A 24612-nucleotide genomic window follows, 5' to 3' on the forward strand; every position below is an offset into this window, starting at 1 on the left:
GCATTTTAGATTATTCTGTTTATTTTTTCTCTTGCCTTTAAAGAAACAGTCATTTAATCGTTTTACACAAACTCGGAGCGTAGCGCAGCTTGGTAGCGCACTTGACTGGGGGTCAAGGGGTCGTGGGTTCAAATCCCGCCGCTCCGACCATTTTTAAAATGCTATAAAATAAGCTTACTTAAAAAGTGAATTATTATGCATTTCAATTGCACACACATGAAATTTTTCTTCAACATAGAATAATGTGCAATGATATTTTATCATAAATTCGAGATAAGCTGTTTTATTTAAATGCGCTTCGTTCTTAGGAAAACACATACGAAACGCGAGACCTTTTGTCTCGCGTTTTTTATTCTTCAGAAAAATTTATAATTATTCGATCTCATATTTTCTAAATTTTCTTTACACGATAATGTCGCTGTTATCATTTTTTGTAATGGATGGTGACATCTGTACGGTTATCTTTTTAGGTTTTAATTCAGCTGGCATTTCCCTTTTAAGCTGAATATGAAGAAGTCCATCTCCAAGTTCTGCCCCAATAACCTTAACATGATCAGCTAAATGAAAACGCCGTTCAAAAGCACGCGAAGCAATACCTCGATAAAGGAATTCTCGCTCTTCATCATCATTTTTAGACTTTCTGTCTCCCTTAACGATCAGCTGGTTACAATGCGTTTCAATATCAATTTCATCTTGAGAAAAACCAGCAACAGCCATAGAAATTCTATAAGAATCTTCAGTTAAACGCTCGATATTATAAGGGGGATAAGAAGAAACTTCGTCTGGTTGTGTTCTAGAATCAAACCAGTTAAAAAGATGATCAAAACCTACTGTGGAACGATAAAATGGTGAAAAATCTACTTGACGCATAATATTGCCCTCCTCTAGAGCGACTATAATTTATAACTAATTCACAAAGTTCCCACATGGCAAACTTACTTGTGAACCTGCGGCCCCGTCATGGCAACCGCACTATATTATCTAGTAATCGTTTTTCTTTATTTCAACTCTTTGGGACCTAAATTGATAAAAACTATCTAAAAAGCAATATACCCCTTTTTAAATCCTTTTTCTTCATTACATAAATGTCAAAGCACTAAGCAGCAAATACACTGTAAAGGATTTCAATTGGAAACACCTCTTTATCCCATAGACTGGGGGGCCACTCCTCTTAATGTCCATCATGGTACTCTTAAAATAGCAATAGATCATGAAATTCGTTTTGCTATAACATATCCTGAGGTGGAAAAATCTAAGGGAACAATTGTTATTCTCAAAAGCTACGCAAATGCTTTAGAAAAATATTTTTTATTAATAAATGAAATTTCTAAACGCGGTTTTCATACAGCAATATTTGACTGGTTTGATCAAGAAAAAACATCCCTCAAGATAAGAAAACAAAACAGACATCATTATTTTGATATAAATAACGATATTAATGACTTATATAAATTTCTTAAAAATATTGTTTATCCTAATTGTCCGCCACCTTACTCTATGCTTGCCTACGGCATAGGTGGATTGATAGCACTTAGCGGATTAGATCTCATTAATCATCAGTTTAATAGATTGCTCTGTGTTTCTCCCCTTTTTGCTCCATTCGGCAATAAAACAAATGGTTTTCAACATAAATTAACACAATTTCTTTCTGATATAGGTCTTGGCTTTATACCAGCGAAAGATGGTAAAAAATTAAACAAAACAAAACAAAAAAATATACAATTGGGACACATACATAAAGTGCCGCTCTCTTCCATTAAGCCCCCAACATCCCAATGGATAGCATCAGTATTTAATGCGATTGATTCTGTGAAGAGAAATGTACTTCATGGAGATTTACGAATCCCAACACTCTTTATTCTTGCCAATCAAAATAATATTGCAAACAACATTGAAGTGCAGCAATTATGCCAACACACACGTCTGACAGAAAGTATTACTATTACAGGCGCTGAACTGGATACAATTATGGTTAACGAAGATTATAAAAAGCAATTTTGGGCTGCATTTGATGCATTTATTCCCGATAATGTATCTGTAAAATAACACTAAACCTTAATTCTGCTCCGCCCTATCAAAAAAGAAATTTTCTACGAGCATTGGATCTACAAACACTTTTTAATATAATGGATTTTACTTTCCAACCACTCATATGATTCGTTTTCTAGCCTCTACAGACAAGCCATGACCTAAATATTCACCACGCATTCTAATAAAAAAACTAATATACAAAGTATATCATTACATTAAACAATATTATTTTTATCATAAAAAATAACTTAATAAAAAACTACTTATATAAATAAAAATAATAAATCTATCTTAATATAACATGATACATATTTATAAATAAAGCATCAAAATACTATTTTTGATTTGTTATAAAATACTCATTTAATATTATATCTAGAAAAATAATATTTTTCATCTATTTAAGGAAAAAAACTGGAAATAAAGCGCATTTATAATATTTATTACAAATCTCTATAAAAACAAATAACTATAAAATTTCTATTTCTTAGGAGAACTTTTTAAAAACAATAAATTAACATAATATTCTTTTAATTTCTCGATATAGGAAGTCCCTACAATAATGGTTTTCATAAGTTTTTTAATGGAATTCTGATAATAATCAGCAAATTTAAAAGAAAAGATAGCAATGAATCATCTTAGAAGTTTTAGAGCCCCCCTTCTTTTTTCAAAATCACATATATTTCGAATTTAACCAACTCACAACGAATATGCTGTATTCTGAATAAGAATGTAAGAATTAACCATTTTGCCATTCATTTCAATTATGAGCATTTTACCATCTTTTTTCTAAATACTCTATATTGTATAATTGATGCGGCAAAACTCTGACAAATGGAGCCATTGGAACATAATCATGAAACGAATCCTGCTCGCAGAAGATGATAACGATATGCGTCGCTTTCTCGTAAAAGCCTTAGAACGTGCAGGCTACGAAGTCGCCGATTTCGATAATGGTATTAGCGCATATGAACGTTTACAAGAAGAGCCATTTTCCCTTCTCCTGACTGATATTGTGATGCCAGAGATGGACGGAATCGAACTTGCACGACGTGCTACTGAGATTGACCCTGATTTACGAGTAATGTTCATTACAGGTTTTGCAGCAGTAGCACTCAATTCAAATAGTGATGCCCCTCCTGATGCAAAGGTTCTCTCTAAGCCATTTCACTTACGTGAACTCGTCAATGAAGTTGAAAAGATCCTTATCGCTGCTTAAAAAGTATTTTTAAAGTTATTTGCATCTGTTGAAAGAGAAAATGAAATTAGGCATTGACGTTTGGCATTCTATATGGTGTATGCAACATCAATGAATGGGCGTGTAGCTCAGCGGGAGAGCACTACGTTGACATCGTAGGGGTCACAGGTTCAATCCCTGTCACGCCCACCATTGCATTTTATATCAACAATAACTTATTGGTTTTCCAAGTGTTTTTTGCTATGAGGGATACCTTAATAAAGTTAAGGGAATAGGATTTTCTAACATTTTTCTACAACAGTAGCATTTTCTTTTCTTTGCGCTTCGCTAATCATCTCTAATAATGTTTTGAATGCTTCTAAATCCTCTTGTGAAAAATCCTCTAAAGTTCTAAAAAACATGCCAACAGCTTCACGCCTCAACGGATCAGAAGTCTTGATTGTAAAACTTTTGCGACAAGCATAGGCTTCTGTTCTAAAAAATATTGTTTATTTCCTGATCTATCCCCTGTTTTTCTTAATTCTTTCATGTCTATTGGTATACACTTGTTGTCCAAACAGTTAGATATAACCACAGTCACTTCGATAGATATAAAACACTTAACCTTAGAGCTGTATTTTGAGTTTACCAATTACAAATTATAATAAAATATCAAAAAGAGTAAAAAAACACGATAAAAGCAAATTTTTTCATTCTAAAAATACATTGATTTATAATCATGTTTTATTGTTTGCCATGTTCAATGAGAAATCCGAATATCGTAATGTTTTCTCATTTCAAACCTATTTATATTGAATCAAACAAAACCGTCTCTCTTACACGTCATAAGAGGAATTAGTATTAAGTAAAAATTGTATAAAAAAGCACAAAAATGCCGATAAATGCCTCAAGTGCTAAAATCTATTGCAACATCGGAGGCTGACAAATAGGAAAAGTATATGATAGCGTCAGCTTATTTCTTCATAAGTGTAAAGATGATGGAGCTCAATGGATTTATCATTGTACCATTCACGAGCGCCAGCGTAAAGTGAGCTTTAAGAGATATCTCTTAAAACAAAGCCTGTAAAATGGCATTCTCCTCACACTATATTCTTATTGAAATAATGATCACCTTGAACCGTGTGAGTTTAGATCTTCAGATCTCATCTGTATAACATTTTAATGTGATTGTTATCCAATATTAAAATACTTCTAACATGATGTACAAACTATAAAGAAATAAGAAAAAACATTTGAAAATGTAAATATGAAATCTAAAAATTTAACTCTAAGATACAATCTATCTTCATTCATATAAATACACAGTATACATTCTTAAACCTATAAGACTAAGAAAACCTAAACATTGATGCAACCTATAACCCTACCTGAGAAACAGTGACAATCATGTTAAATCAAATTGTCCGCAAGTGTCTCTCATTGAAAAAAACAATATCTTATCTGGACGGCACATATAACAACTTTTTATACGAAAAAACCATAAAGAAGTAATTCGTTATGAATCACAGCTTCCAAGACAAGAAGATATTCCCTACCTCTTGTGCCGTCTGTAAATTCTCATCATAAACAGTTCTAAATCGAATCCATCATGCCTTGTATCTAATCAAAATCGATCTTACCAAAGATCATGCTGAAAAACGTAATAATATTATTCATAAAAAATAAAAAAAATCACAATAGATGTTTTTTGGCAATTTCACCAGCATTAGCCGCAATGCTTAAATCTAATCTAAGAAATAAAATATTCATTTTCAGAAAGATGAAAAGAAGCTCGTAAAAAAGAGTTTTTGCAATCTGTTTCCTAAAGCATGTGATATAGTAGCAACACGCGGCAAGAATATGCAATGCTAAAGTTTCAGCAATCAAAAGCAATTTTTACTGAAAAAAGAGAAAACAGCATCATTTTATACTAAAACAGTCAACAGAAAACGTTTATCAACAAAATCAACCAAAAAACATCAAAAAGGTTCGGGAGTTTACAGAAAAATAAGCTAATAGAATAAAAGGAAAACTCTCTAACTTTTTATAGCCTATTAATATCATTTAAACATGGTGATCCCGACAGGATTCGAACCTGTGACCCACGGCTTAGAAGGCCGTTGCTCTATCCAGCTGAGCTACGGGACCCAACTGATTATTTTCTCAATTCAAAATAGCATCTTTAATTCAATGTGTCCAAGAATGCTGCCGATCACTGCGAAAATTATCAGAATAAGAAATAGCACGTCGAATCGACGTATGTTTCTTTTCTACACGGTAAGAGATAGCATTCTTACGCGCAAAAGCAATCGCTTCTTCCTTCCTATTAAATCGGATTCTTACCTGATTATTCATATCAGACGTTGCCGTGTACCCCATAAGAGGTTCAAGCATTTTCGCTTTCACCGGCTCATACTCTAGAATCCAAAAACCTGTATTCCCCTTACCTGACTGCATAGCTGTCTTAGCAGGACTATAAATACGTGCGATCATGCCTTTTTCCTTCAGATTACACAACGCTTGAATGATAGTTTCTCACCACACGTACCCAATTGGGTCATTCTCACACACTCAATCAAATATGGTCGGAGCGATAGGATTCGAACCTACGACCCCCTGATCCCAAATCAGGTGCGCTACCAGGCTGCGCTACGCTCCGCCATTTACATTTACTTGATGCACATTTCCTAAAATTTTCACAACAGAAGTGCAAGAGAAAAACACACTTTTTTTTAATTTTGTTGCATTTCTTTACAAAAAAGCACATTTTTAAATCTTTTTCCCTATTCAATAACAGATTTATTAACAAGTAGTAGAAAATAACCTCCGTAGAAAATCCAATCTATATTAAAAAAGAATGAATTTCTCTATAAGGACTTCATAATTCTTGTCCTGTTTTAAGCAAGCTCTCACTGTATCAAAACGCATTCCACAGATACAATTTTAGAAAAAAACGACTTAAATATCATAGAAAAACTTTCCCAAAGAGCACATAAGCCAAAAAATTAAGCTGTATTAAGCTTTTTCCTCTCTTTTTCTATCTTCCCAAAGACGCTTTTATTAAAAATTCTAGAATCTTCTACAATCCAAATCCATAAACAACAAACATTTTTTCAAAGCACAAAGATTTTATTATAAATAAAATAAAGCGCTCTTTTTAGAAAAATTTTCAAATGCGAAGATGGAAAGAATTCAACATCATACAATAAAATCTCAAAGCTATTTAAAATAAACACATGATAAAAGTAAAAAATATTATTTTTTACTTTTATATAGATATCCAAAAAGGAGAAAATTTAAATGACTTGTCTTTCCACGTATTGAAACGATAGTAGAAGGACAGAATAAGTAAGCCATGATAAGGAGTATTTACGGATTTCTTCTATTCAAAACTTCAGCAATAACAGAACGTGTTATTTTTCTTTTTCTTTGTAATGCCAACTGATCAACAGAATCAATAACACGCTTCAATGAAAATAAAGAACGTTCACAACGACTTACAAGATAATAAACCGTATCTGGATGTACAATAAGTTGCCTATCTGAAAAAAGCTTAAATGCAACAGCTGTTAACAATGCATCATCAGGCTGATTAATTTCAACGAACATTACCGAATTAAGACGACTTTTTAGATCATTTAACATTAAATTCCAAGCGGAAGGAAGTGTTCGTGCCGTCATCAATAAAGTAGCTTGTCGTGCATCAAGATTTGCTTGCTTAATACTGTTAATTAAATGAAAAAGTTCTGTCTCATTGATTTCACCTACATCAATATCCTCTATTAAAAATGATCTGCCTAAAGAAGCCATAGTAATAGCCTGATCAATTTCATTGTGCTGAATCCTGAAAGCATCTGCTTTTTGGAGCCATATATTAGAAAAGTGCGTTTTTCCAGAGCCTTCTTTACCAACCAAAACTGCAATAGGTAAGCTCCAATTGGGCCAGTGATCAATAAGCTGAAAAGCCATACGATTGCTTTCCGTTACCACTAAATCCTCAAATTGAAAAATCGGATCATAGGGAAAATTTAAAGATAATTGCGTTTCACGCCCATTCATTTTAGCGGCTCCGAATTTCCGCTTCTCGAATACATCTGAGAACTCAGATAAGTATGAAGAGCAAAACGAACTAAAACGCCAACAGCCGCGGCCGCAGGAATAGCAACAAGCATACCAGTAAAACCAAAGAGTGAAGAAAAAGCAAAAAGTGAAAACATCAACCATACGGGATGTAATCCCACTGATGAACCTACAAGCTTGGGTTGAAGGATATAACCTTCAATAAACTGACCAATTAAAAAAAGTGCCATCACAACGATGATTCCCCCCCAATTATTGGGATAAAACTGGACCCATGCAATACCAACAGAAAGGACCAAACCACTCATTGTGCCGATATAAGGAACAAAGCTAATAAGACCAATAAACATACCAATCAAAAGACTAAAATTGAGTCCTGCAATCGTTAAACCAATAGCATAATAGCCTCCCAATATGAGACAAACTGTTCCTTGTCCACGAACAAAGCCTGCAATAGCTCTATCCATTTCATGAAAAATACTACGAACAGTTTCAAGATGATCACGCGGTATTAACGAATCGATTGCTGTTACCATACGTGGCCAATCTAATAACATATAAAATGCCACCACAGGTGCCACAACAAATAGGCTAACGATATTAACGATTGATTTTCCTGACTTTAAAAGTGAATTCAAAAGAGACGTAATAAAATCCGAACCTTCTCCCAAAAATCCTTTAATATTATTCCGTAATTCATTTGGATCACTTCCAAAATAGCGCCTTAACCAATCAAAATCATGCTCAACAAAAAAGGTTTGAATACGATTAATGTAAACAGGTAAACCATCACTCATAAATTGCTGTATTTGCCAACTAATAACAGGAATCAAAATAATTAAAGCAGCAACAAAGGTAATAACAATAAATAGGGTGATAAGGACAGTCCCAAACACACGACGAATACCAAATTTTTCAAGTAATTGAACAATGGGATTGAGAAAATAAGCCAACACAATCCCTGCCACAAAAGGAAGCAAAATTGATCCAAAAACAAACATAAAAAAAATGAAAAAAATCAGCGTACCAAGCCAAAAAAAGATTTGCCTTTTCATATTATTCGGCAAAGGTAATTGAGTATACGCTGGCACATAAGTCTTATAACGATCACGAGATGTATTCTCACTCACTTTCTTTCTCATAAGCTGCCAAGAGGACTGTCCGTGATTATCTGATATCTTGCTCATAAAATATCCTAAAAAATTCTTCACAAAAAATTATAAACAACTTCAAAATAAGGTACAAGAAAAGTTGCTTATTTTCTTATCAATATCTCTTGCAGAGAGAACTCTATCATGGCATTGCATAATATCAAAACCTGATTTTCCATTAAAGGAAGGCTCCAATGAGCAATCAAGATCTTACAAATAATAAATCCAAGGCTGGGGATAAATCCAAAGCTGGTCTTACCTACGCAAAAGCCGGTGTAAACATCGATATGGGTAATGCCATGGTAGAAAAAATTAAACCCTTTATACGCGCAACAAAACGAGCCGGAACAGATGCAGAAATTGGCGGTTTTGGTGGACTTTTTGATTTAAAAGCAGCAGGCTTTACGGATCCTATCCTAGTAGCAGCCAATGATGGTGTGGGAACAAAATTAAAAATTGCCATTGAAGTAGGTCACCATAACACTGTAGGTATTGATCTTGTAGCTATGTGTGTCAATGATTTACTCGTACAAGGGGCTGAACCTCTCTTTTTTCTGGATTATTTTGCAACTGGAAAGCTTGACCCTGAACAAGGAGCTGCGATTGTTTCCGGTATTGCAGAAGGATGTAAACAAGCCGGTGCTGCTCTTATTGGAGGAGAAACTGCAGAAATGCCAGGAATGTATGCAGAGGGAGATTATGATCTAGCTGGTTTTGCTGTTGGAGCATGCGAACGTAGCAAGTTACTCCCTTCAAAAGATTTGACAGAAGGTGATATTATATTAGGTCTAAGCGCCTCTGGAATTCATTCCAATGGCTTTTCGCTTGTTCGACGAATCATCCAGCAAAATTATCTCAAATGGAATGACCCTGCCCCTTTTTCCCCCGAAAGCAGCCTTGGTATAGCACTTCTTACACCAACACGCATTTATGTAAAATCGCTTCTTCCCATCATGAGAAAATATGAAGGGATTAAAGCTCTTGCTCATATTACGGGTGGAGGTTTTCCTGAAAATATTCCACGTGTCCTTCCATCCTCTCTCTGCGCTGAAGTTAATCTTTCTAACATCAATGTTCCAGCAGTATTTTCATGGATTGCCAAACAAGGTAAAATAGAAGAAACAGAAATGTTAAGAACATTTAATTGTGGTATTGGCATGATCATTATCGTAGCACAGCATGCAGCTGAAACAATTACACAAGCTCTTGAAAGAAAAGGAGAGACTGTAACTCCCCTTGGCATTTTAACAAAATGCCAAGATCAAAATAAAGGAATACTTTATAAAGGGGTACTGCATTTATGAAAAAACAAATCGTCGTTTTCATTTCTGGTAATGGATCCAATATGGTCGCCCTTGCTCAAGCTAGTCAACAAACGGCATATCCTGCTGAAATCGTTGCGGTTATTTGCGATAATCCGCGTGCCAACGGTATTGAAAAAGCGCAAAACCATAACTTACCTATTCATATTGTTGATCGTAAAATTTACAAAACAAAAGAAGAGCATGAAGAAAATATTTTTACAATTTTAAATCAATATAAACCAGATTTTCTCTGCTTTGCAGGGTATATGCGCCTTATCTCACCACGTTTTGTAAAACTTTATGAAGGACGAATTTTAAACATTCATCCTTCTCTTTTGCCTTCATTTAAAGGCTTAAACACACATGAAAAAGCTTTACAAGCAGGTGTAAAAATCACGGGTTGCACTGTTCACCTTGTTACAGAAGACATGGATGCAGGAAAAATCCTTGCCCAAGCAGCCGTTCCAGTCTATCCCCATGATACTGCTGAGTGCTTAGCACAAAGAGTTCTTAAAGCAGAGCATAAACTCTATCCCGAAGCCTTAAAAGCATTTATTGAAGGGAAGAGCAAAATGGTCGATACGCAACAACAGCTTTTATCTTTTTGAGTGTATCAACAATCTATTAATCAGCATATTTCAATGCTTTACACATAGTTTTTGCTCAGTATCTACAATTGAAAATCTCTATGAAATATTGACATAATAGAGTCCATCTCTTCATAAATTTTTGCACAAAATATGTAATTTTTTGAATTTTAGTTCATTTTTAAAATTTTTCTTCTTTATTCAATTCTATGACATTATCATAAGCTCTATTTATCAAAATACTCTCGTATTTCGCCTAAAAAATCTTAAAATACGCAATTTTCTATTGCATAAATTTTTGTTTATGACGAAAGTGTTTCTTTAACTGTTACAGCTAACTGTTTGAGTGTAAAAGGCTTAGATAAAAAACCAAAAACAGCATCTTGTGGAAGATTTTTAGCAAAGGCATCTTTTGCATATCCAGAAACGAAAAGAAATTTGATATCAGGATAGTTTTTACGGACTTCCTTCAATAAAGTGGGCCCATCCATTTCTGGCATCACCACATCGGAAACAATAATATCAACATCTCCTTTTTGTTCCTCAAGAATAGAGAGTGCTTCCACCCCACTTGCTGCCTCTAAAACCGTATATCCTCTCATTTGAAGAGCTCTTACCCCCCCCATTCTGACCGCATCTTCATCTTCAACCAATAAAACAGTCGCAGATCCTGTTAAGTCTATATTTTTATCTTTCTCTTCATCTTTTTCAATCTTTTGAGAAATTTCTCCTTTTATATTGGGGATATAACGGGGAAGAAAAATATGAAATGTTGCTCCTTCACCTTCTTTACTTTCACAATAAATGTACCCACCGCTCTGCTTGATAATTCCATAAACCATTGATAAACCAAGTCCTGTTCCTTTTCCAACTTCTTTTGTTGTAAAAAATGGCTCAAACATTTTTTCTTGTATAGCAGCGGATATACCAGCCCCTGTATCTGAAATAGTCAATTGCACATACTCGCCAATTGCTAAACCAAGATGATTAAATTCAGCACTTTGTTGCTTTGTAATATTGTTTGTCGCAATCGTAACAATACCTCCATCTAACATGGCATCACGCGCATTAATAACCAAATTCATAATAACACGCTGAAAAGATGCTTGATCAACTTCAACGCTCCACAAATCTCTTCCATGGATAATTTTTAACTGAATATTATTCCCCAAAAGTGGTAAAATAAGATTGCGGATATCTGATAAAAATTCAGTAAAATCAACTTCTTCAGGTCGAAGTGTTTGCTTTCTAGAAAAAGCTAATAATTGCTGTACAAGAGCAGCTGCTCGATTAGCATTATTTTTAATATTGATCAGATCAGCATGAGCAGGATCAGAACTACGATGCGTATTTAAAAGAAGATCACACGACATTAAAATTGCTGTTAAAACATTATTAAAATCATGAGCAATGCCGCCAGCCAATTGTCCTACAGCTTGCATCTTCTGACTTTGCATCATTTTGTCTTCAAGTGTTTTTTGTTCGGTTGTTTCAATGACAGAGATAATAAGCAAATCTTGCAATGCATCACCATGATAAGGCGGTACAGACATAATATGGAGTCGTAAATGGCATTCTTCATTTTTTTCTAAAACAGTTTCTAGAGAAACAAAATAATTTTTATTTGTCGCAATTCTCTGAAAAGAACGCTCTAACTGCACACAATCACGACGAGAAATAACATCATAAAAATTGACAGCTTTGTCCATACATCCCGTGAGTGATGAAAAAGCTTTATTCATATGAATCAATTGCCCTGCATGATCCACCACGGCTATTGCAAAAGGACTCGCATCAAAATATTCTCCTAATATACTGGGTAATTTTAATTGATCGTCCTCTTCTTTTTGTATTTGTTGTGGAATGATCACAATACGATAAATGGCCTCCTCTTCTAAGAGAGAAGAAACAGATATAAGACAATGGAATATTTTCTCACAAGTCGTGTGTGAATTTAAACATAACGAAAACCTATAAGGTAAAGAGTAACCTGAACTTTGATATCTGTTGGTTTGCAAACAGATATCACTCCATGAGCTCTTAGCGCCAACGCTATCAAATAACGAATCAAAATTATATTGACCAATTGAGAAATTCGCTAAATCAATTGAAAACCATTCGGCAAAAATCGCATTGGCATAAAGAATAGTTCCTTGTCTATTAACGGATACAAAACCAATAGGGGCTTGATCCAAGTGATTGATAGCCTCTTGAAGGTTCGAGAAAAAAACTTCTCGCGTTTGTTGTAAATGCGAAATATCAGTAATACGCCAAAATAAAAGCTTTTTTTTCTGTTTTGTGATAGGCTGCACGGAAATATTATACCAAACAGATTTTTTTGGTGTAGAATCGGTAAAAATTGGTTGTTCTACTCTCAATTCCTCTTGCGCTGCAAGATTATTACAGGCAGCAACCTTTAAGCGATACGAGAGTGCATCTGCTCCTGGAAGATCAGCAATAACCATATAACAAGACACTTCAGGCTTATAGGTCAGAATTTTTTGATAGTTTTGATTAGAATAATAAACAAAACCAGAAAGATCAGAGATTACAATTGCATCATCGCTCCTATTAAAGATGCTAAAATCAAAATCTTCATGCGACCACACATGATATCTTAAAATGCCCATTCCACACAAAACGAGTGTTGCAACACCGATAATTGCTAGAATCAAAAAAGATATTGATATCGCCTTTTGCAAATAGCTTTGTGGATAAAAAAAACCTAAAATACCCACAATGAAAAGAAAAACTAATATAAAAACAACACCAAAAATCACAACTCTTCGATGAACAGAAGACACTGATCTTTTATTATTATCAAAACCTTTATCCATCTCTCATTGCCTTAGATTTAGCTGTTTCTTATATCACAAAACTTCCTTTATATTCATTGTTATAAAGTATATACTATGATATTATCTTTCTAAGAAAGCTCACTTAATGTTAAAAATTTTATTTCTTGTATTTAAGTGAGCCTTTTAAGGGTGTATTTATAAATTTATCTCGATAAAAAACGATATTTTCACACAAAAATGGGAGAAAATCTATGTATATCTGGTTATCAGAGCAAATAGGTGTATCTGCTGCGAAAATAACGATAAGCTCTTTGTTTTTTATAATAACAATCACAGCTATTACCATAATTATCTTGTTTTTACGTCGTTTAAGTACGAGAAGATTCAGCATTAATAGAAAAAAAAGTCTATCACGATTAGCATTATGTGAAGTAATTTCTATAGATCGAGTACGCCGCCTTGTTTTAGTCCGTTGCGATAATAAAGAACATTTGCTCCTTATTGGCGGATTAACAGATGTGGTTGTAGAATCCGATATTACAGGTACATCTAAAATACAAAAGAGAGAAACACACACACATCTAAATTCCGCCCCTACAGAAAGAAACAACATATCGGATAAAAATCCCTCTCCTTTTACGAATCAAGCGGTAAAAGATTCAGCAATCACCGCCGAAATTGAGGGGCGGCAAGAACCATCTTTATTCATTCCTACTCCTCAAAAATAAAAATACACAATTTTATCACCACGAATTTCGTTTTTTATCATTTCAATGACTTTAATCATCGCGATAAACTCTTTCACGTCGTTCGTGACGTTCTTGCGCTTCCAATGACAAAACGGCTATCGGCCGAGCCTCAAGACGCTTTATACTAATGGGCTCGCCGGTTTCTTCACAAAAACCGTATGTCCCATTATCAATGCGCTCTAAAGCAGCATCTATTTTTGAAATAAGTTTCCTCTGACGATCACGAGCACGTAATTCGATTGTACGATCAGTTTCACAAGAAGCCCGATCAGTCAAATCGGGTTGACCAACATTCTCTTCCTGCAAATTTTCCAAAGTCTCACGAGCTTCTTTTAATATATCATTCTTCCAAGAAACCAGTTTAGCACGAAAATACGCCTTTTGCCGCTCATTCATAAAAGGCTCATCTTCACTAGGGCGATATTGACCATCAATCTCTTCGCTCATGCAATAAAAAACCTCCACATATGCTATGTGCGGTCTATATATTGTGCAATACCCATCAACACAAGAGTAAAATGTCTTTTCATAACAATTGACGAATATGTCTAAATGCACTGTTTAGGTTTAATCGCTTTTTATGTAGATTGGATTCTTGATCAAATCTCATCCAGAATCATTTTTCTCGCTTATTGAAAAACTTTAAAAAGAAGGAAATCTAATATCAGATATCAGAGCCATCCCTCCCCTACTCTCTCATTCATTGTTTAAAGTCTAAATGAAGCAACAATAAATCATTTCATCAATGCAAAAAAATAAAATCTTTATAAAGGCAAAGTGTGATATTCACGTTTCAAATACATCAAAGCATCTTTTTCTTGATTACAGTTAATTGCAACAACCTCACCAATCAAAACACAATGGGTTGCGTGCTCATGCCAACAAATCAAACGACAATCAAACGATGCTAGAGCGTCTGAAAGACTAGGCGCCCCCGTTTGCAAAGCTCCCCATTGAGCAACATCAAAACGCTCATTTTGTGTAGAATTGCAACGCCTCGAAAAAACATCCGCTAATGAACGATGCTTTCCTGCCAAGCTATTAACACAAAAATTTCCATTCTCCATAAACACCTGATTCTTTAAATTATGGCGCATGAGACAAACAAGAAGGGTTGGAGGATCATCAGATAAAGAACAACACGCCGAAACAGTCACCCCGCGTCTTCCCTTAATACCATTTGTTGTCACAATATGCACAGCTCCTGCAAAAAGACTCATGGCATCTCGATATTCTTGGGAAGAAACCGCGATAGTATGTTTATGTTGAAGTTCAGGCATCAAATATGTTTTATGATTCGACATATCTTTCACTTATAAAGCTTTAAAATTTCAAGCGATCTTTCCATAAAAAGATCTATAATACATATTTTTTCTTTTCCGTCATAACACAAAAGATATTTGTGTATACACAGCGATATGATAAAAACTGCCAATCAAGGAGATTTTAATGCCCCATTCTCATCTCATTTCGCCTTCTCTCTTGGCTTCTGATTTTTCTAAACTTGGACAAGAAATGTTAGATGTTGTTGATGCTGGTGCAGATTGGCTTCATCTTGATATTATGGATGGGCACTTTGTTCCTAACATCACCTTTGGTCCTGAAATCATCAAAGCTCTACGCCCATTAACAAAAGCAATATTTGATGTCCACCTGATGATTGCACCAGTAGACCCTTATTTGGAAGCTTTTGCAAAAGCGGGTTCAGATATTATAACCATTCATGCTGAAGCAAGTCCACATCTTCATCGTTCATTACAAACAATCAAAAAAATGGGAAAAAAAGCAGGAATCGCACTCAATCCAAGCACCCCTGAACATGTACTTGAATATTTGCTTGATCAATTAGATCTCATTCTCATCATGACAGTCAATCCCGGTTTTGGTGGACAAAGTTTTATTCCAGAAATAAAAGATAAAATTAAGCGCGTTAAAAGCATGATTGCAAACCGCCCTATTGATCTTGAAGTTGATGGTGGTATCACCGTTGATACAATTGGGATAGCAGCAAAAGCTGGTGCAAATGTATTTGTCGCAGGCTCTGCAATTTATAAAGATGGAAATAAAGAGCTTTACAGAACACGTATTAATGCATTGCGCCAAGCCGCAATCCTCTCACAACAAGGAAAAAAATGATGATCGCACGTTATTCCCGCCCTGCAATGGTAACAATTTGGTCTCCCGAAACAAAATATCGTATTTGGTTTGAAATTGAAGCCCATGCCTGTGATGCCCTTGCTCACTTAGGGATTATTCCGAAAGAAGCCGCCAAAGTCATTTGGGAAAAAGGGGCAGCAGCTAAATTTGATGTCAATCGCATTGATGAAATTGAAGCAATTACCAAACATGATGTTATCGCATTTCTAACCCACCTAGCTGAATTCATTGGACCAGAGGCACGTTTTATCCACCAAGGCATGACATCATCTGATGTTCTCGATACAACGCTGAACATTCAATTGATGCGTGCGAGTGATATTTTGCTAAAGGATATAGATCAACTTCTTGAAGCATTAAAAAGACGTGCTTTTGAGCATAAAGAGACAATCACTATTGGGCGGAGTCATGGCATTCATGCTGAACCGACAACATTTGGAATCAAGTTTGCTCTTGCATACGCTGAATTTTCCCGTTGTCGCAAACGTCTTCTTGCAGCACGAGAAGAAATTTCTACTTGCGCGATTTCAGGAGCCGTAGGAACTTTTGCAAATATCGATCCACGCGTTGAAGAACATGTAGCAAAAGCCTTGAGGATGCGTGCTGAACCAGTTTCCACCCAAGTAATACCAAGAGATCGTCATGCTATGTTTTTTGCAACACTTGGTGTTATTGCTTCCTCTATTGAAAGGCTAGCGATAGAAATACGCCATTTACAACGAACAGAAGTTCTTGAAGCAGAGGAACATTTCTCACCTGGGCAAAAAGGTTCATCGGCAATGCCTCATAAACGTAATCCAGTTTTAACAGAAAATTTAACTGGATTAGCCCGTATGGTACGTGCATTTGCACTCCCAGCCATGGAAAATGTAGCTCTTTGGCATGAACGTGATATTTCCCATTCATCTGTTGAGCGTTATATTGCTCCAGATGCGACTATTACACTTGATTTTGCTCTTTCTCGCCTCACATCTGTCATTGAAAATCTTATTGTCTATCCAGAAAATATGCAAAAAAATCTCAATAAATTCCGCGGTCTTGTTCACTCACAACGGGTTCTTTTAGCCCTCACACAAGCAGGGATTAGTCGTGAAGATTCTTATCGAATTGTACAACGAAATGCGATGAAAGTTTGGGAACAAGGAAAAGATTTTTTAGAAGAACTCCTCAATGACAAAGATGTTACCAAAGCTTTAAGTGAAGAAGAACTTCGCGAAAAATTTGATCTTTCTTACCACACCAAACATATCAATACGATTTTTAAACGTGTTTTTGAAGAACAATAAAGCGACATAGAAAACCAAAATCCATTCCACCTATGATCAAAAATCTGTTGTAACAAAGAAAACAATTCATGAGAGCAAATCAACTCGATATTCTTATTGTTCCTGGCTACAAAGGATCTGGTCCAGATCATTGGCAAACACGCTGGGAAAAAAAATTGTCGACAGCCCGCCGCATTGAACAACTCCATTGGTCAAAGCCTGTTTGTGAAGAGTGGGTTAACAAAGTTAAAACCGCCATCGCAAAAGCTCAAAGGCCTGTTATGCTTATTGCTCATTCATTAGGAGTTCCCAGTGTTATTCATGCAACTGTACAAAATACAGAAAAAATTTGTGGCGCATTCTTTGTTGCACCTCCAGATGTCGCCAATGAAAAAATACGTCCCAAACATTTAATGACATTTGGCCCCTATCATCGCCAAAAGCTTCCTTTTCCTTCTATTGTCATAGCCAGTCGCAACGATGAGTTTTGTCAATTTTCAGTAGCAGAAAAAATTGCCAATGATTGGGGATCACTCTTTGTTGATGCTGGGTATTCTGGCCATATTAACGCAGAATCCGGACACGGACCTTGGCCTGAAGGGCTTATGGTCCTCTCTCACTTTCTTGCAAAAATTTGATCCAAAAGAGGTGATCTTCTTTCTCATCGCTTATGTATCTTCACCTTTGGGTAAACGTGTAATGATAAAAATTATAAAAGTATCATAGCAATATCATTGAGAAATTCTATCAATTAGGATAGTATCATTTATCAATGTTATTAAAAACCTCTCAAGATAAATAGAGAATCATGATGAATCGTCGCCACCGTATTTATGAAGGCAAGGCTAAAATTTTATATGAAGGACCTGAACCAGGGACTTATATTCAATTTTTTAAAGATGATGCAACTGCCTTTAATGCAAAAAAACATGAAATTATCGACGGAAAGGGGGTTTTAAACAACCGAATTTCGGAACATATTTTTAGCCATCTTGGACGTTTGGGCATCCCAACACATTTTATCAAACGTATAAACATGCGCGAACAGCTTATTAAAGCGGTGGAAATCATTCCGTTGGAAGTTGTTGTTCGCAATGTTGCTGCTGGCTCTCTTGCTAAGCGTTTAGGACTGGAAGAAGGAACCCCGCTTCCGCAATCCATCATTGAATTCTACTATAAAAATGATTCTCTCGATGATCCTATGGTAACGGAAGAACATATCACAGCTTTTGGGTGGGCTGTCCCACAAGAGATAGAAGATATCATGCAACTTTCAATTCGTATTAATGATTTTCTTTCTGGGCTTTTTGCCGGTGTTAACATCCAATTAATTGATTTTAAAATGGAATTTGGTCGCCTGTGGGAAGATGAAACGATGCGCATTGTTCTTGCTGATGAAATCTCTCCTGATTCTGCACGACTATGGGATATGCACACACAAGAAAAAATGGATAAAGACCGTTTTCGTCGTGATATGGGTGGGCTTATTAATGCCTATCAAGAAGTTGCCAAACGTCTTGGTATTATGAATGAAAATGAACCAACACGACCAAGTGGTCCCGTTCTCGTAAAGTAAAAACAAGGTAAAAAAACATCACCTTATATAAATACCCCTCTTTCAAAGGAGAGGTTCTTTAAAAAAGCAGGAAGCAAAAAATGAAAGCACGCATTACAGTTACTTTAAGAGAAAGCGTTCTTGATCCACAAGGAGAAGCAATTGTCGGTGCTTTAAAAAGTTTAGCTTTCGAAGGCATTCAATCCATTCGTCAAGGAAAGGTTTTTGATATTGTTCTTGATGAACTACCTTCTGAAACCGCAAAGAAAAAACTTGAACAAATGTGTGAAGAGTTACTCGCAAATACTGTCATTGAAAATTATACAATCGAACTTTTTTAAGTGAAACGCTCATGAAAACTGCCATCATTCAACTTCCTGGATTAAATCGTGATCGAGATATGGTTGCAGCATTACATCATATAACGGGAGTTGAGCCACTAAAAATTTGGCAAACAGAAACAACAATTCCAGATGTAGATGTTATTATTATTCCTGGTGGTTTTTCCTATGGCGACTACTTAAGATGTGGTGCGATTGGAGCGCGAACTCCCGTCTTAAAAGCCATTCGTGAAAAAGCACAAGAAGGTACGACAATTATAGGTATCTGTAATGGTTTTCAAATTTTGTTGGAAGCAGGATTATTACCCGGTACTTTAATGCGTAACGCTTCTTTAAAGTTTGTTTGTCGTGAAATCAAACTTGAAGTCGTCAACGCCAAGACAAAATTTTCTCGATATTATTCTAAAGGACAAATTATTCGTTGTCCTGTTGCCCATCATGACGGAAATTATTTTGTTGATAGTGAAACATTGAAACAAATGGAAGACAATGAACAAATTGTTTTTCGCTATGCAGAAAATACAAACCCGAACGGCTCAATGAAAGATATTGCTGGTATTGTTAATAAAACTGGTAATATTCTTGGTATGATGCCCCATCCTGAAAACTTTATTGAACCCGCCCATGGAGGTACTGACGGTCGTTTACTTTTTCAAAGTGCTTTAGAGTTAGTAAATGGATAATGCTGCAAAAATACTCGCGCTCCATAATTTAAAAAACAAGGATTTATACCATTTCTCGCATCGTAAATCTATAAACAAAGCTCTTCACAAACAACAATGGATATTATTTTCTAAACACATAATTATTTAAGACCATTTTTAGTCTTAAATCCCACCAAACAAACGGACAAAATCTTCAGCTTACTGTCTATAAATATTTTTATTATTAAACAACATTATTGTTTATAATATAAGCTGCTAGGTTAAAAAAATAAAAATGCTAAATTTCGATTAATTTGACGGATAAATACTCATGAAGCCTTGCAATAACATCACTATTACACCAGAACTCATTGCACAACACGGGCTAAAAGAAGATGAATATCAACGTATCCTGACGTTAATCGGTAGAGAACCAACATTTACTGAACTAGGAATTTTTTCTGCAATGTGGAACGAACATTGTTCCTATAAATCATCTAAAAAATGGCTAAAAACTCTTCCGACAGAAGGAAAATGTGTCATCCAAGGACCTGGTGAAAATGCTGGTGTTGTCGATATTGGCGAAGGACAATGTGTTGTTTTCAAAATGGAAAGCCATAACCACCCTTCTTATATTGAACCTTATCAAGGTGCAGCGACAGGTGTTGGTGGTATTTTACGTGATGTATTTACAATGGGAGCCCGTCCTGTTGCTGCTATGAATGCATTGCGATTTGGTGCTCCTGATCACCCACGAACACGCCATCTTGTTTCTGGTGTTGTTTCTGGAATAGGTGGTTACAGCAATTCTTTTGGCGTTCCAACGGTTGGTGGAGAAGTAAATTTTGATGAGCGTTATAATGGCAATATCCTTGTTAACGCTTTTGTCGCCGGTATTGCAAAGACAAACGCCCTTTTTTATTCTAAAGCGCAAGGTATTGGACTCCCTGTTGTTTACCTTGGTGCAAAAACAGGACGTGATGGTGTCGGTGGAGCAACAATGGCCTCTGCTGAATTTGATGATTCAATCAGTGAAAAACGCCCAACTGTTCAAGTAGGTGATCCTTTTACAGAAAAATGTCTCCTTGAAGCATGTTTAGAGCTCATGGAACTTAGAGCCGTGGTTGCTATTCAAGATATGGGAGCCGCAGGACTCACCTCTTCTGCCGTTGAAATGGGGGCAAAAGGAAATTTAGGGATACAGCTTAATCTCGATACAGTTCCTGTTCGAGAAGAAAACATGACAGCCTATGAAATGATGCTTTCTGAAAGTCAAGAGCGTATGCTCATGGTCCTTAAACCAGAACTAGAAAAGCAAGCAGAAGCAATTTTTCATAAGTGGGGGCTACATTTTTCTATCATTGGGAAAACAACCGATGATTTACGTTTTCGTGTATTTCATCAAGGGGAAGAAGTTGTCAATCTTCCCATCAAAGAGCTTGGTGATGAAGCGCCTGTTTATGATCGTCCTTGGAGTGAGCCGGCAAAAAAAACACCCTTGAAAGCAGAAGACGTCAAAAAAGTTGAAAATCTTGGTGATGCGCTTCTGACCTTATTGAATTCCGCTAATCAAAGTTCACGGCGATGGGTTTATGAACAATATGATACCCTTATCCAAGGAAATAGCCTTGTTTGTCCAGGAGGTGATGCAGGCGTTATCCGTGTAGGAAACAACAGCAAACGTGCTCTTGCTTTTTCTTCTGATGTAACACCTCGCTATTGTGAAGCAGACCCTTATGAAGGGGGGAAACAAGCTGTCGCAGAATGCTGGCGAAACATTAGTACGACAGGTGCAACACCACTGGCTGCTACAGATAATCTCAATTTTGGTAACCCTGAAAAACCTGAAATTATGGGACAGCTGGTTTTTGCTATTAAAGGTATAGGAGAAGCTTGTAGAATCCTCGATTTTCCTATCGTTTCAGGCAATGTTTCTCTTTACAATGAAACAAATGGGGAAGCCATTCTTCCAACCCCCACAATTGCTGGGGTAGGTCTTCTTAATGATTGGTCTAAAATGGTAACAATAAGTGGTATGCAAAATGGAGATATTCTTGTTTTAGTAGGAAATTGCGGCTCCCATTTAGGACAATCAATCTATGCACGTAACATTTTAAATATTGATGCAGGCGCCCCCCCCCCTGTAGATTTACAACTTGAAAAAAAGCATGGTCAATTTGTTCGAGATGTCATACATCGTGGTTTTATTCACGCCGCCCATGACCTTTCTGACGGAGGATTAGCGATAGCACTTGCTGAAATGGTGATTAAAGCAGGTAAAGGAATTAAAGTAAAATTAAGCAATAAATCACCCCATCATGCAGAACTTTTTGGAGAAGACCAAGGACGTTATCTTTTAGCCGTCAAACCTCACTCTCTTAATAGTCTTAAAGAGCTTGCACAAATCAATACAGTTTCTTTAACAGAGCTAGGTCAAGTTGAGGGAACTTCTCTTAATATAGATGGGATATTAACACTTTCAGTAGACAAACTCACAAAAGCCTATGAAAACTGGTTTCCACAATTTATGGGTGAAGAATAAAAATTGTTTTTTCTCTTAAACAGCCTTTATAAAAAAATGAACAACATAGGAGAATAATGATGGCAATGAGTGCCCATGCAATTGAAACGCTTATTCGTGAAGGCATTCCTGATGCTACTGTAACAATTCGTGATCTTGCTGGAGATGGGGAACATTATGCTGCAGAAGTTATTTCTGAAAGTTTTCGTGGTAAAACCCGTGTTCAACAACATAAAATGGTCTATGATGCCCTTAAAGGCAATATGGGAAATGACCTTCACGCCTTAATGTTGCAAACAAATGTCCCAAAATAATCTAAAATTTTTTCTTGCATTCACACATTTAATACGATTAAAAGCAGTATGGATATAAATTACACACTGATAAAAATCTGAAATATCGAGGGATAAAAATGACCACTGTTCATGATTTTATTGACAACGAAATTAAAACAAACGACGTCATTTTATTCATGAAAGGAACACCTGACGCTCCGCAATGCGGGTTTTCAGGACAAGTGGTTCAAATCCTTGATTATTTAGGATTGAATTATAAAGGGATTAATATCTTAACTTCTAACGAATTGCGTCAAGGGATTAAAGATTACTCAAATTGGCCAACAATTCCACAGCTTTATATCAAAGGTGAATTTATCGGAGGCTGTGATATTGTTAAAGAGATGTTTCAAAACAATGAGTTACAGGAACTTTTGAAAGAAAAAAATATTCCCTGTAATCAATCATAGGTATCTTTCATTTTATTCAGACTCTTAAAAAGAGCTGTTTTCAGACGAAATTTTTATTTCAAGGATGCCATATGTCATATTCAGTCGATGAACAAACGCATAGAGATGCGATTAGAAACAAAATTGGCTATAAAGAATTTGTTATTCTTATTGCTTCGCTTATGGCTATTAACGCTATAGCTGTTGATATTATGCTGCCAGCTATGCCCAATATTTTAGACGGCTTAAATATTCTCAATGAAAATGATCAACATTATATCATTTCGAGTTATCTTATTAGCTATGGCATTGCTCAAATATTTTTCGGTCCAATAAGCGATAGGTATGGACGACGTAAACTTATTCTTCTCGGGCTTGCTTTTTATTCATTTACAGCGATTGGCTGTGCCTTTGTAACTGATTTTTCTCTCTTGCTTATTTTACGTATCTTGCAAGGTATTGGAGGGGCTGCTATGCGGGTTCTTACAGTTTCCGTCGTACGTGATCTTTACAGTGGTCGAAAAATGGCAGAAGTTATGTCTATTGTTATGATGGTTTTTCTTGTTGCACCAATGGTTGGTCCCGCAACAGGACAGATCATTTTACTGCTCGGACATTGGCAATATATTTTTATTTTCATGGCAATGATTGGTTTAGGACTGATGATTTGGATTCAACTGCGCTTGCCTGAAACTCTTTATACGCAACGCTCTCTTTCCTTTTTTTCAGTTAAACACAACTTATGGATTGTAATAACCAATCGCACAACACTTTGCTATACACTTGCAACTTCCATTATTTTAGGCTGTATCTTTACCGCCGTTAATACATCACAACAAACATATGAAGGGATCTATAATCTAGGACTTTGGTTCCCTATTGCTTTTGCAGTTGGTGCTGCATTTCAAGCTCTATCATCATTCTTTAACTCTCAACTCGTTGGACGCCTTGGAATGCGGCGTATTGCTCATACTATGCTTTTGCTCTTTTGTGCCGCTTCATGCATTTGGTTTATTGGGTCCATCTTAGCAGGTGGTGTTATCCCTTTTCCTTTTTATATGACGTTATATTGTATATTAATGTTTACCTGCGGTGGTATTATGGCCAATTTCAATACACTCGCTCTTGAACCTGTAGGAGAAATAGCTGGAACAGCTTCTTCTGTATCCGGCTTTCTTCAAACATCTATCGGTGCAGGACTTAGCTTTTTTATTGCCCAACAATTTGATGAAACAACCATCCCAAACTCAGCAGGATTTTTCTTTCTGAGTCTCACTGCCATACTTCTCATCTTATGGGCTGAACGTGGTCATCTTTTTAGACAATATCATAGTAATCCTAACGAATAAATATTACTATGAAAGATTAATAACATCTCTCTTGAACAATAAGAAACAATAAGAAGATAAACCTATCAGACAAAATAAAACATCTCCAAATAGAACACTCTTGTGTTAACATTCACATTGTTTGTTTAAAGGTACAGCTCTCGAAATATCAAATCATTTCACGACAGCACCCATAAATG

22 protein-coding genes and 4 tRNA genes are annotated in these 24612 nt (G+C 35.9%); 17 read left to right on the forward strand and 9 right to left on the reverse strand.

Annotated elements, in window-relative coordinates:
- The first annotated feature begins 73 nt into the window (after nucleotides 1–73).
- Nucleotides 74–150, forward strand: a tRNA-Pro gene (locus tag ACFILY_RS02605).
- A gap of 252 nt (nucleotides 151–402) precedes the next feature.
- On the opposite strand, the gene ACFILY_RS02610 is transcribed toward ACFILY_RS02605, so the two are convergent.
- Nucleotides 403–870, reverse strand: a complete 468-nt coding sequence (locus tag ACFILY_RS02610) for an Hsp20 family protein (protein ID WP_273791398.1) — start codon at nucleotides 868–870, stop codon at nucleotides 403–405.
- 258 nt (nucleotides 871–1128) lie between these two features.
- On the opposite strand from ACFILY_RS02610, the gene ACFILY_RS02615 reads away from it, so the two are divergent.
- The 3 genes from ACFILY_RS02615 (at nucleotide 1129) to ACFILY_RS02625 (ending at nucleotide 3421) form a co-directional block, all read left to right on the forward strand.
- Nucleotides 1129–2046: an alpha/beta hydrolase gene (locus ACFILY_RS02615; RefSeq protein WP_375629406.1), complete on the forward strand. Its 918-nt coding sequence runs from the start codon at nucleotides 1129–1131 to the stop codon at nucleotides 2044–2046.
- 841 nt (nucleotides 2047–2887) lie between these two features.
- Nucleotides 2888–3250: a cell cycle two-component system response regulator CpdR gene (cpdR, locus tag ACFILY_RS02620; RefSeq protein WP_005773448.1), complete on the forward strand. Its 363-nt coding sequence runs from the start codon at nucleotides 2888–2890 to the stop codon at nucleotides 3248–3250.
- Nucleotides 3251–3346: 96 nt separating this feature from the next.
- Nucleotides 3347–3421: transfer RNA gene (locus ACFILY_RS02625), tRNA-Val, on the forward strand.
- A 1858-nt stretch (nucleotides 3422–5279) separates the two neighbouring features.
- On the opposite strand, the gene ACFILY_RS02630 is transcribed toward ACFILY_RS02625, so the two are convergent.
- From ACFILY_RS02630 to ACFILY_RS02650, 5 genes are all read right to left on the reverse strand, one after another.
- Nucleotides 5280–5356: transfer RNA gene (locus ACFILY_RS02630), tRNA-Arg, on the reverse strand.
- A gap of 39 nt (nucleotides 5357–5395) precedes the next feature.
- A complete protein-coding gene (locus ACFILY_RS02635; protein ID WP_273791168.1) occupies nucleotides 5396–5701 on the reverse strand; it encodes an ETC complex I subunit in 306 nt (101 codons plus the stop codon).
- Nucleotides 5702–5790: 89 nt separating this feature from the next.
- A tRNA-Pro gene (locus ACFILY_RS02640) sits at nucleotides 5791–5867 on the reverse strand.
- A gap of 710 nt (nucleotides 5868–6577) precedes the next feature.
- Nucleotides 6578–7267 (reverse strand): DnaA regulatory inactivator HdaA, encoded by a 690-nt coding sequence (hdaA, locus tag ACFILY_RS02645; RefSeq protein WP_375631259.1) that lies wholly within the window; start codon nucleotides 7265–7267, stop codon nucleotides 6578–6580.
- The gene (locus tag ACFILY_RS02650; RefSeq protein ID WP_273791170.1) at nucleotides 7264–8475 is read right to left on the reverse strand and encodes an AI-2E family transporter; all 1212 of its coding nucleotides are present in this window, start codon (nucleotides 8473–8475) and stop codon (nucleotides 7264–7266) included. Before ACFILY_RS02650 ends, hdaA begins: the two co-directional genes overlap by 4 nt.
- Nucleotides 8476–8633: 158 nt before the next feature.
- Between ACFILY_RS02650 and purM the strand changes: the two genes are divergently transcribed.
- The gene (purM, locus tag ACFILY_RS02655; protein ID WP_273791171.1) at nucleotides 8634–9743 is read left to right on the forward strand and encodes a phosphoribosylformylglycinamidine cyclo-ligase; all 1110 of its coding nucleotides are present in this window, start codon (nucleotides 8634–8636) and stop codon (nucleotides 9741–9743) included.
- Nucleotides 9740–10351, forward strand: a complete 612-nt coding sequence (gene purN / locus ACFILY_RS02660) for a phosphoribosylglycinamide formyltransferase (protein WP_375613082.1) — start codon at nucleotides 9740–9742, stop codon at nucleotides 10349–10351. Before purM ends, purN begins: the two co-directional genes overlap by 4 nt.
- A gap of 281 nt (nucleotides 10352–10632) precedes the next feature.
- Here purN and ACFILY_RS02665 read toward each other — a convergent pair whose 3' ends face one another.
- Nucleotides 10633–13167: a response regulator gene (locus tag ACFILY_RS02665; RefSeq protein WP_375637473.1), complete on the reverse strand. Its 2535-nt coding sequence runs from the start codon at nucleotides 13165–13167 to the stop codon at nucleotides 10633–10635.
- 212 nt (nucleotides 13168–13379) lie between these two features.
- On the opposite strand from ACFILY_RS02665, the gene ACFILY_RS02670 reads away from it, so the two are divergent.
- Nucleotides 13380–13856, forward strand: coding sequence for a hypothetical protein (locus ACFILY_RS02670; protein ID WP_375637472.1), 477 nt, complete (start codon nucleotides 13380–13382; stop codon nucleotides 13854–13856).
- 51 nt (nucleotides 13857–13907) lie between these two features.
- Here ACFILY_RS02670 and dksA read toward each other — a convergent pair whose 3' ends face one another.
- Nucleotides 13908–14324 (reverse strand): RNA polymerase-binding protein DksA, encoded by a 417-nt coding sequence (gene dksA / locus ACFILY_RS02675; RefSeq protein WP_015856486.1) that lies wholly within the window; start codon nucleotides 14322–14324, stop codon nucleotides 13908–13910.
- A 317-nt stretch (nucleotides 14325–14641) separates the two neighbouring features.
- Complete coding sequence (locus ACFILY_RS02680) at nucleotides 14642–15181, reverse strand: flavin reductase (RefSeq protein WP_273791175.1); 540 nt, start codon at nucleotides 15179–15181, stop codon at nucleotides 14642–14644.
- A 145-nt stretch (nucleotides 15182–15326) separates the two neighbouring features.
- On the opposite strand from ACFILY_RS02680, the gene rpe reads away from it, so the two are divergent.
- The 10 genes from rpe (at nucleotide 15327) to ACFILY_RS02730 (ending at nucleotide 24433) form a co-directional block, all read left to right on the forward strand.
- The gene (gene rpe / locus ACFILY_RS02685) at nucleotides 15327–16013 is read left to right on the forward strand and encodes a ribulose-phosphate 3-epimerase (RefSeq protein WP_375637471.1); all 687 of its coding nucleotides are present in this window, start codon (nucleotides 15327–15329) and stop codon (nucleotides 16011–16013) included.
- Nucleotides 16013–17320 (forward strand): adenylosuccinate lyase, encoded by a 1308-nt coding sequence (gene purB, locus ACFILY_RS02690; RefSeq protein ID WP_375631281.1) that lies wholly within the window; start codon nucleotides 16013–16015, stop codon nucleotides 17318–17320. Before rpe ends, purB begins: the two co-directional genes overlap by 1 nt.
- 68 nt (nucleotides 17321–17388) lie before the next feature.
- The gene (locus ACFILY_RS02695; protein ID WP_375631257.1) at nucleotides 17389–17937 is read left to right on the forward strand and encodes an RBBP9/YdeN family alpha/beta hydrolase; all 549 of its coding nucleotides are present in this window, start codon (nucleotides 17389–17391) and stop codon (nucleotides 17935–17937) included.
- Nucleotides 17938–18110: 173 nt separating this feature from the next.
- Nucleotides 18111–18875 carry a phosphoribosylaminoimidazolesuccinocarboxamide synthase gene (gene purC / locus ACFILY_RS02700; protein ID WP_273791179.1) on the forward strand — a complete coding sequence of 255 codons (765 nt, stop codon included), beginning with the start codon at nucleotides 18111–18113 and terminating at the stop codon, nucleotides 18873–18875.
- Nucleotides 18876–18955: 80 nt separating this feature from the next.
- A complete protein-coding gene (gene purS / locus ACFILY_RS02705) occupies nucleotides 18956–19195 on the forward strand; it encodes a phosphoribosylformylglycinamidine synthase subunit PurS (RefSeq protein ID WP_273791180.1) in 240 nt (79 codons plus the stop codon).
- Between the two features lie 11 nt (nucleotides 19196–19206).
- Nucleotides 19207–19878: a phosphoribosylformylglycinamidine synthase subunit PurQ gene (purQ, locus tag ACFILY_RS02710; RefSeq protein ID WP_375637470.1), complete on the forward strand. Its 672-nt coding sequence runs from the start codon at nucleotides 19207–19209 to the stop codon at nucleotides 19876–19878.
- Between the two features lie 292 nt (nucleotides 19879–20170).
- On the forward strand, nucleotides 20171–22381 hold the full coding sequence (gene purL / locus ACFILY_RS02715; RefSeq protein WP_375637469.1) for a phosphoribosylformylglycinamidine synthase subunit PurL: 2211 nt from the start codon (nucleotides 20171–20173) through the stop codon (nucleotides 22379–22381).
- A gap of 59 nt (nucleotides 22382–22440) precedes the next feature.
- Nucleotides 22441–22674, forward strand: coding sequence for a BolA family transcriptional regulator (locus tag ACFILY_RS02720; protein WP_273791183.1), 234 nt, complete (start codon nucleotides 22441–22443; stop codon nucleotides 22672–22674).
- A gap of 98 nt (nucleotides 22675–22772) precedes the next feature.
- The gene (grxD, locus tag ACFILY_RS02725; protein ID WP_375606638.1) at nucleotides 22773–23105 is read left to right on the forward strand and encodes a Grx4 family monothiol glutaredoxin; all 333 of its coding nucleotides are present in this window, start codon (nucleotides 22773–22775) and stop codon (nucleotides 23103–23105) included.
- 71 nt (nucleotides 23106–23176) lie between these two features.
- On the forward strand, nucleotides 23177–24433 hold the full coding sequence (locus ACFILY_RS02730; protein WP_375637468.1) for a multidrug effflux MFS transporter: 1257 nt from the start codon (nucleotides 23177–23179) through the stop codon (nucleotides 24431–24433).
- The last annotated feature ends 179 nt before the right edge of the window (nucleotides 24434–24612 follow it).

This window comes from Bartonella sp. CL25QHWL (assembly GCF_042195335.1).
Classification (GTDB): Bacteria; Pseudomonadota; Alphaproteobacteria; order Rhizobiales; family Rhizobiaceae; genus Bartonella.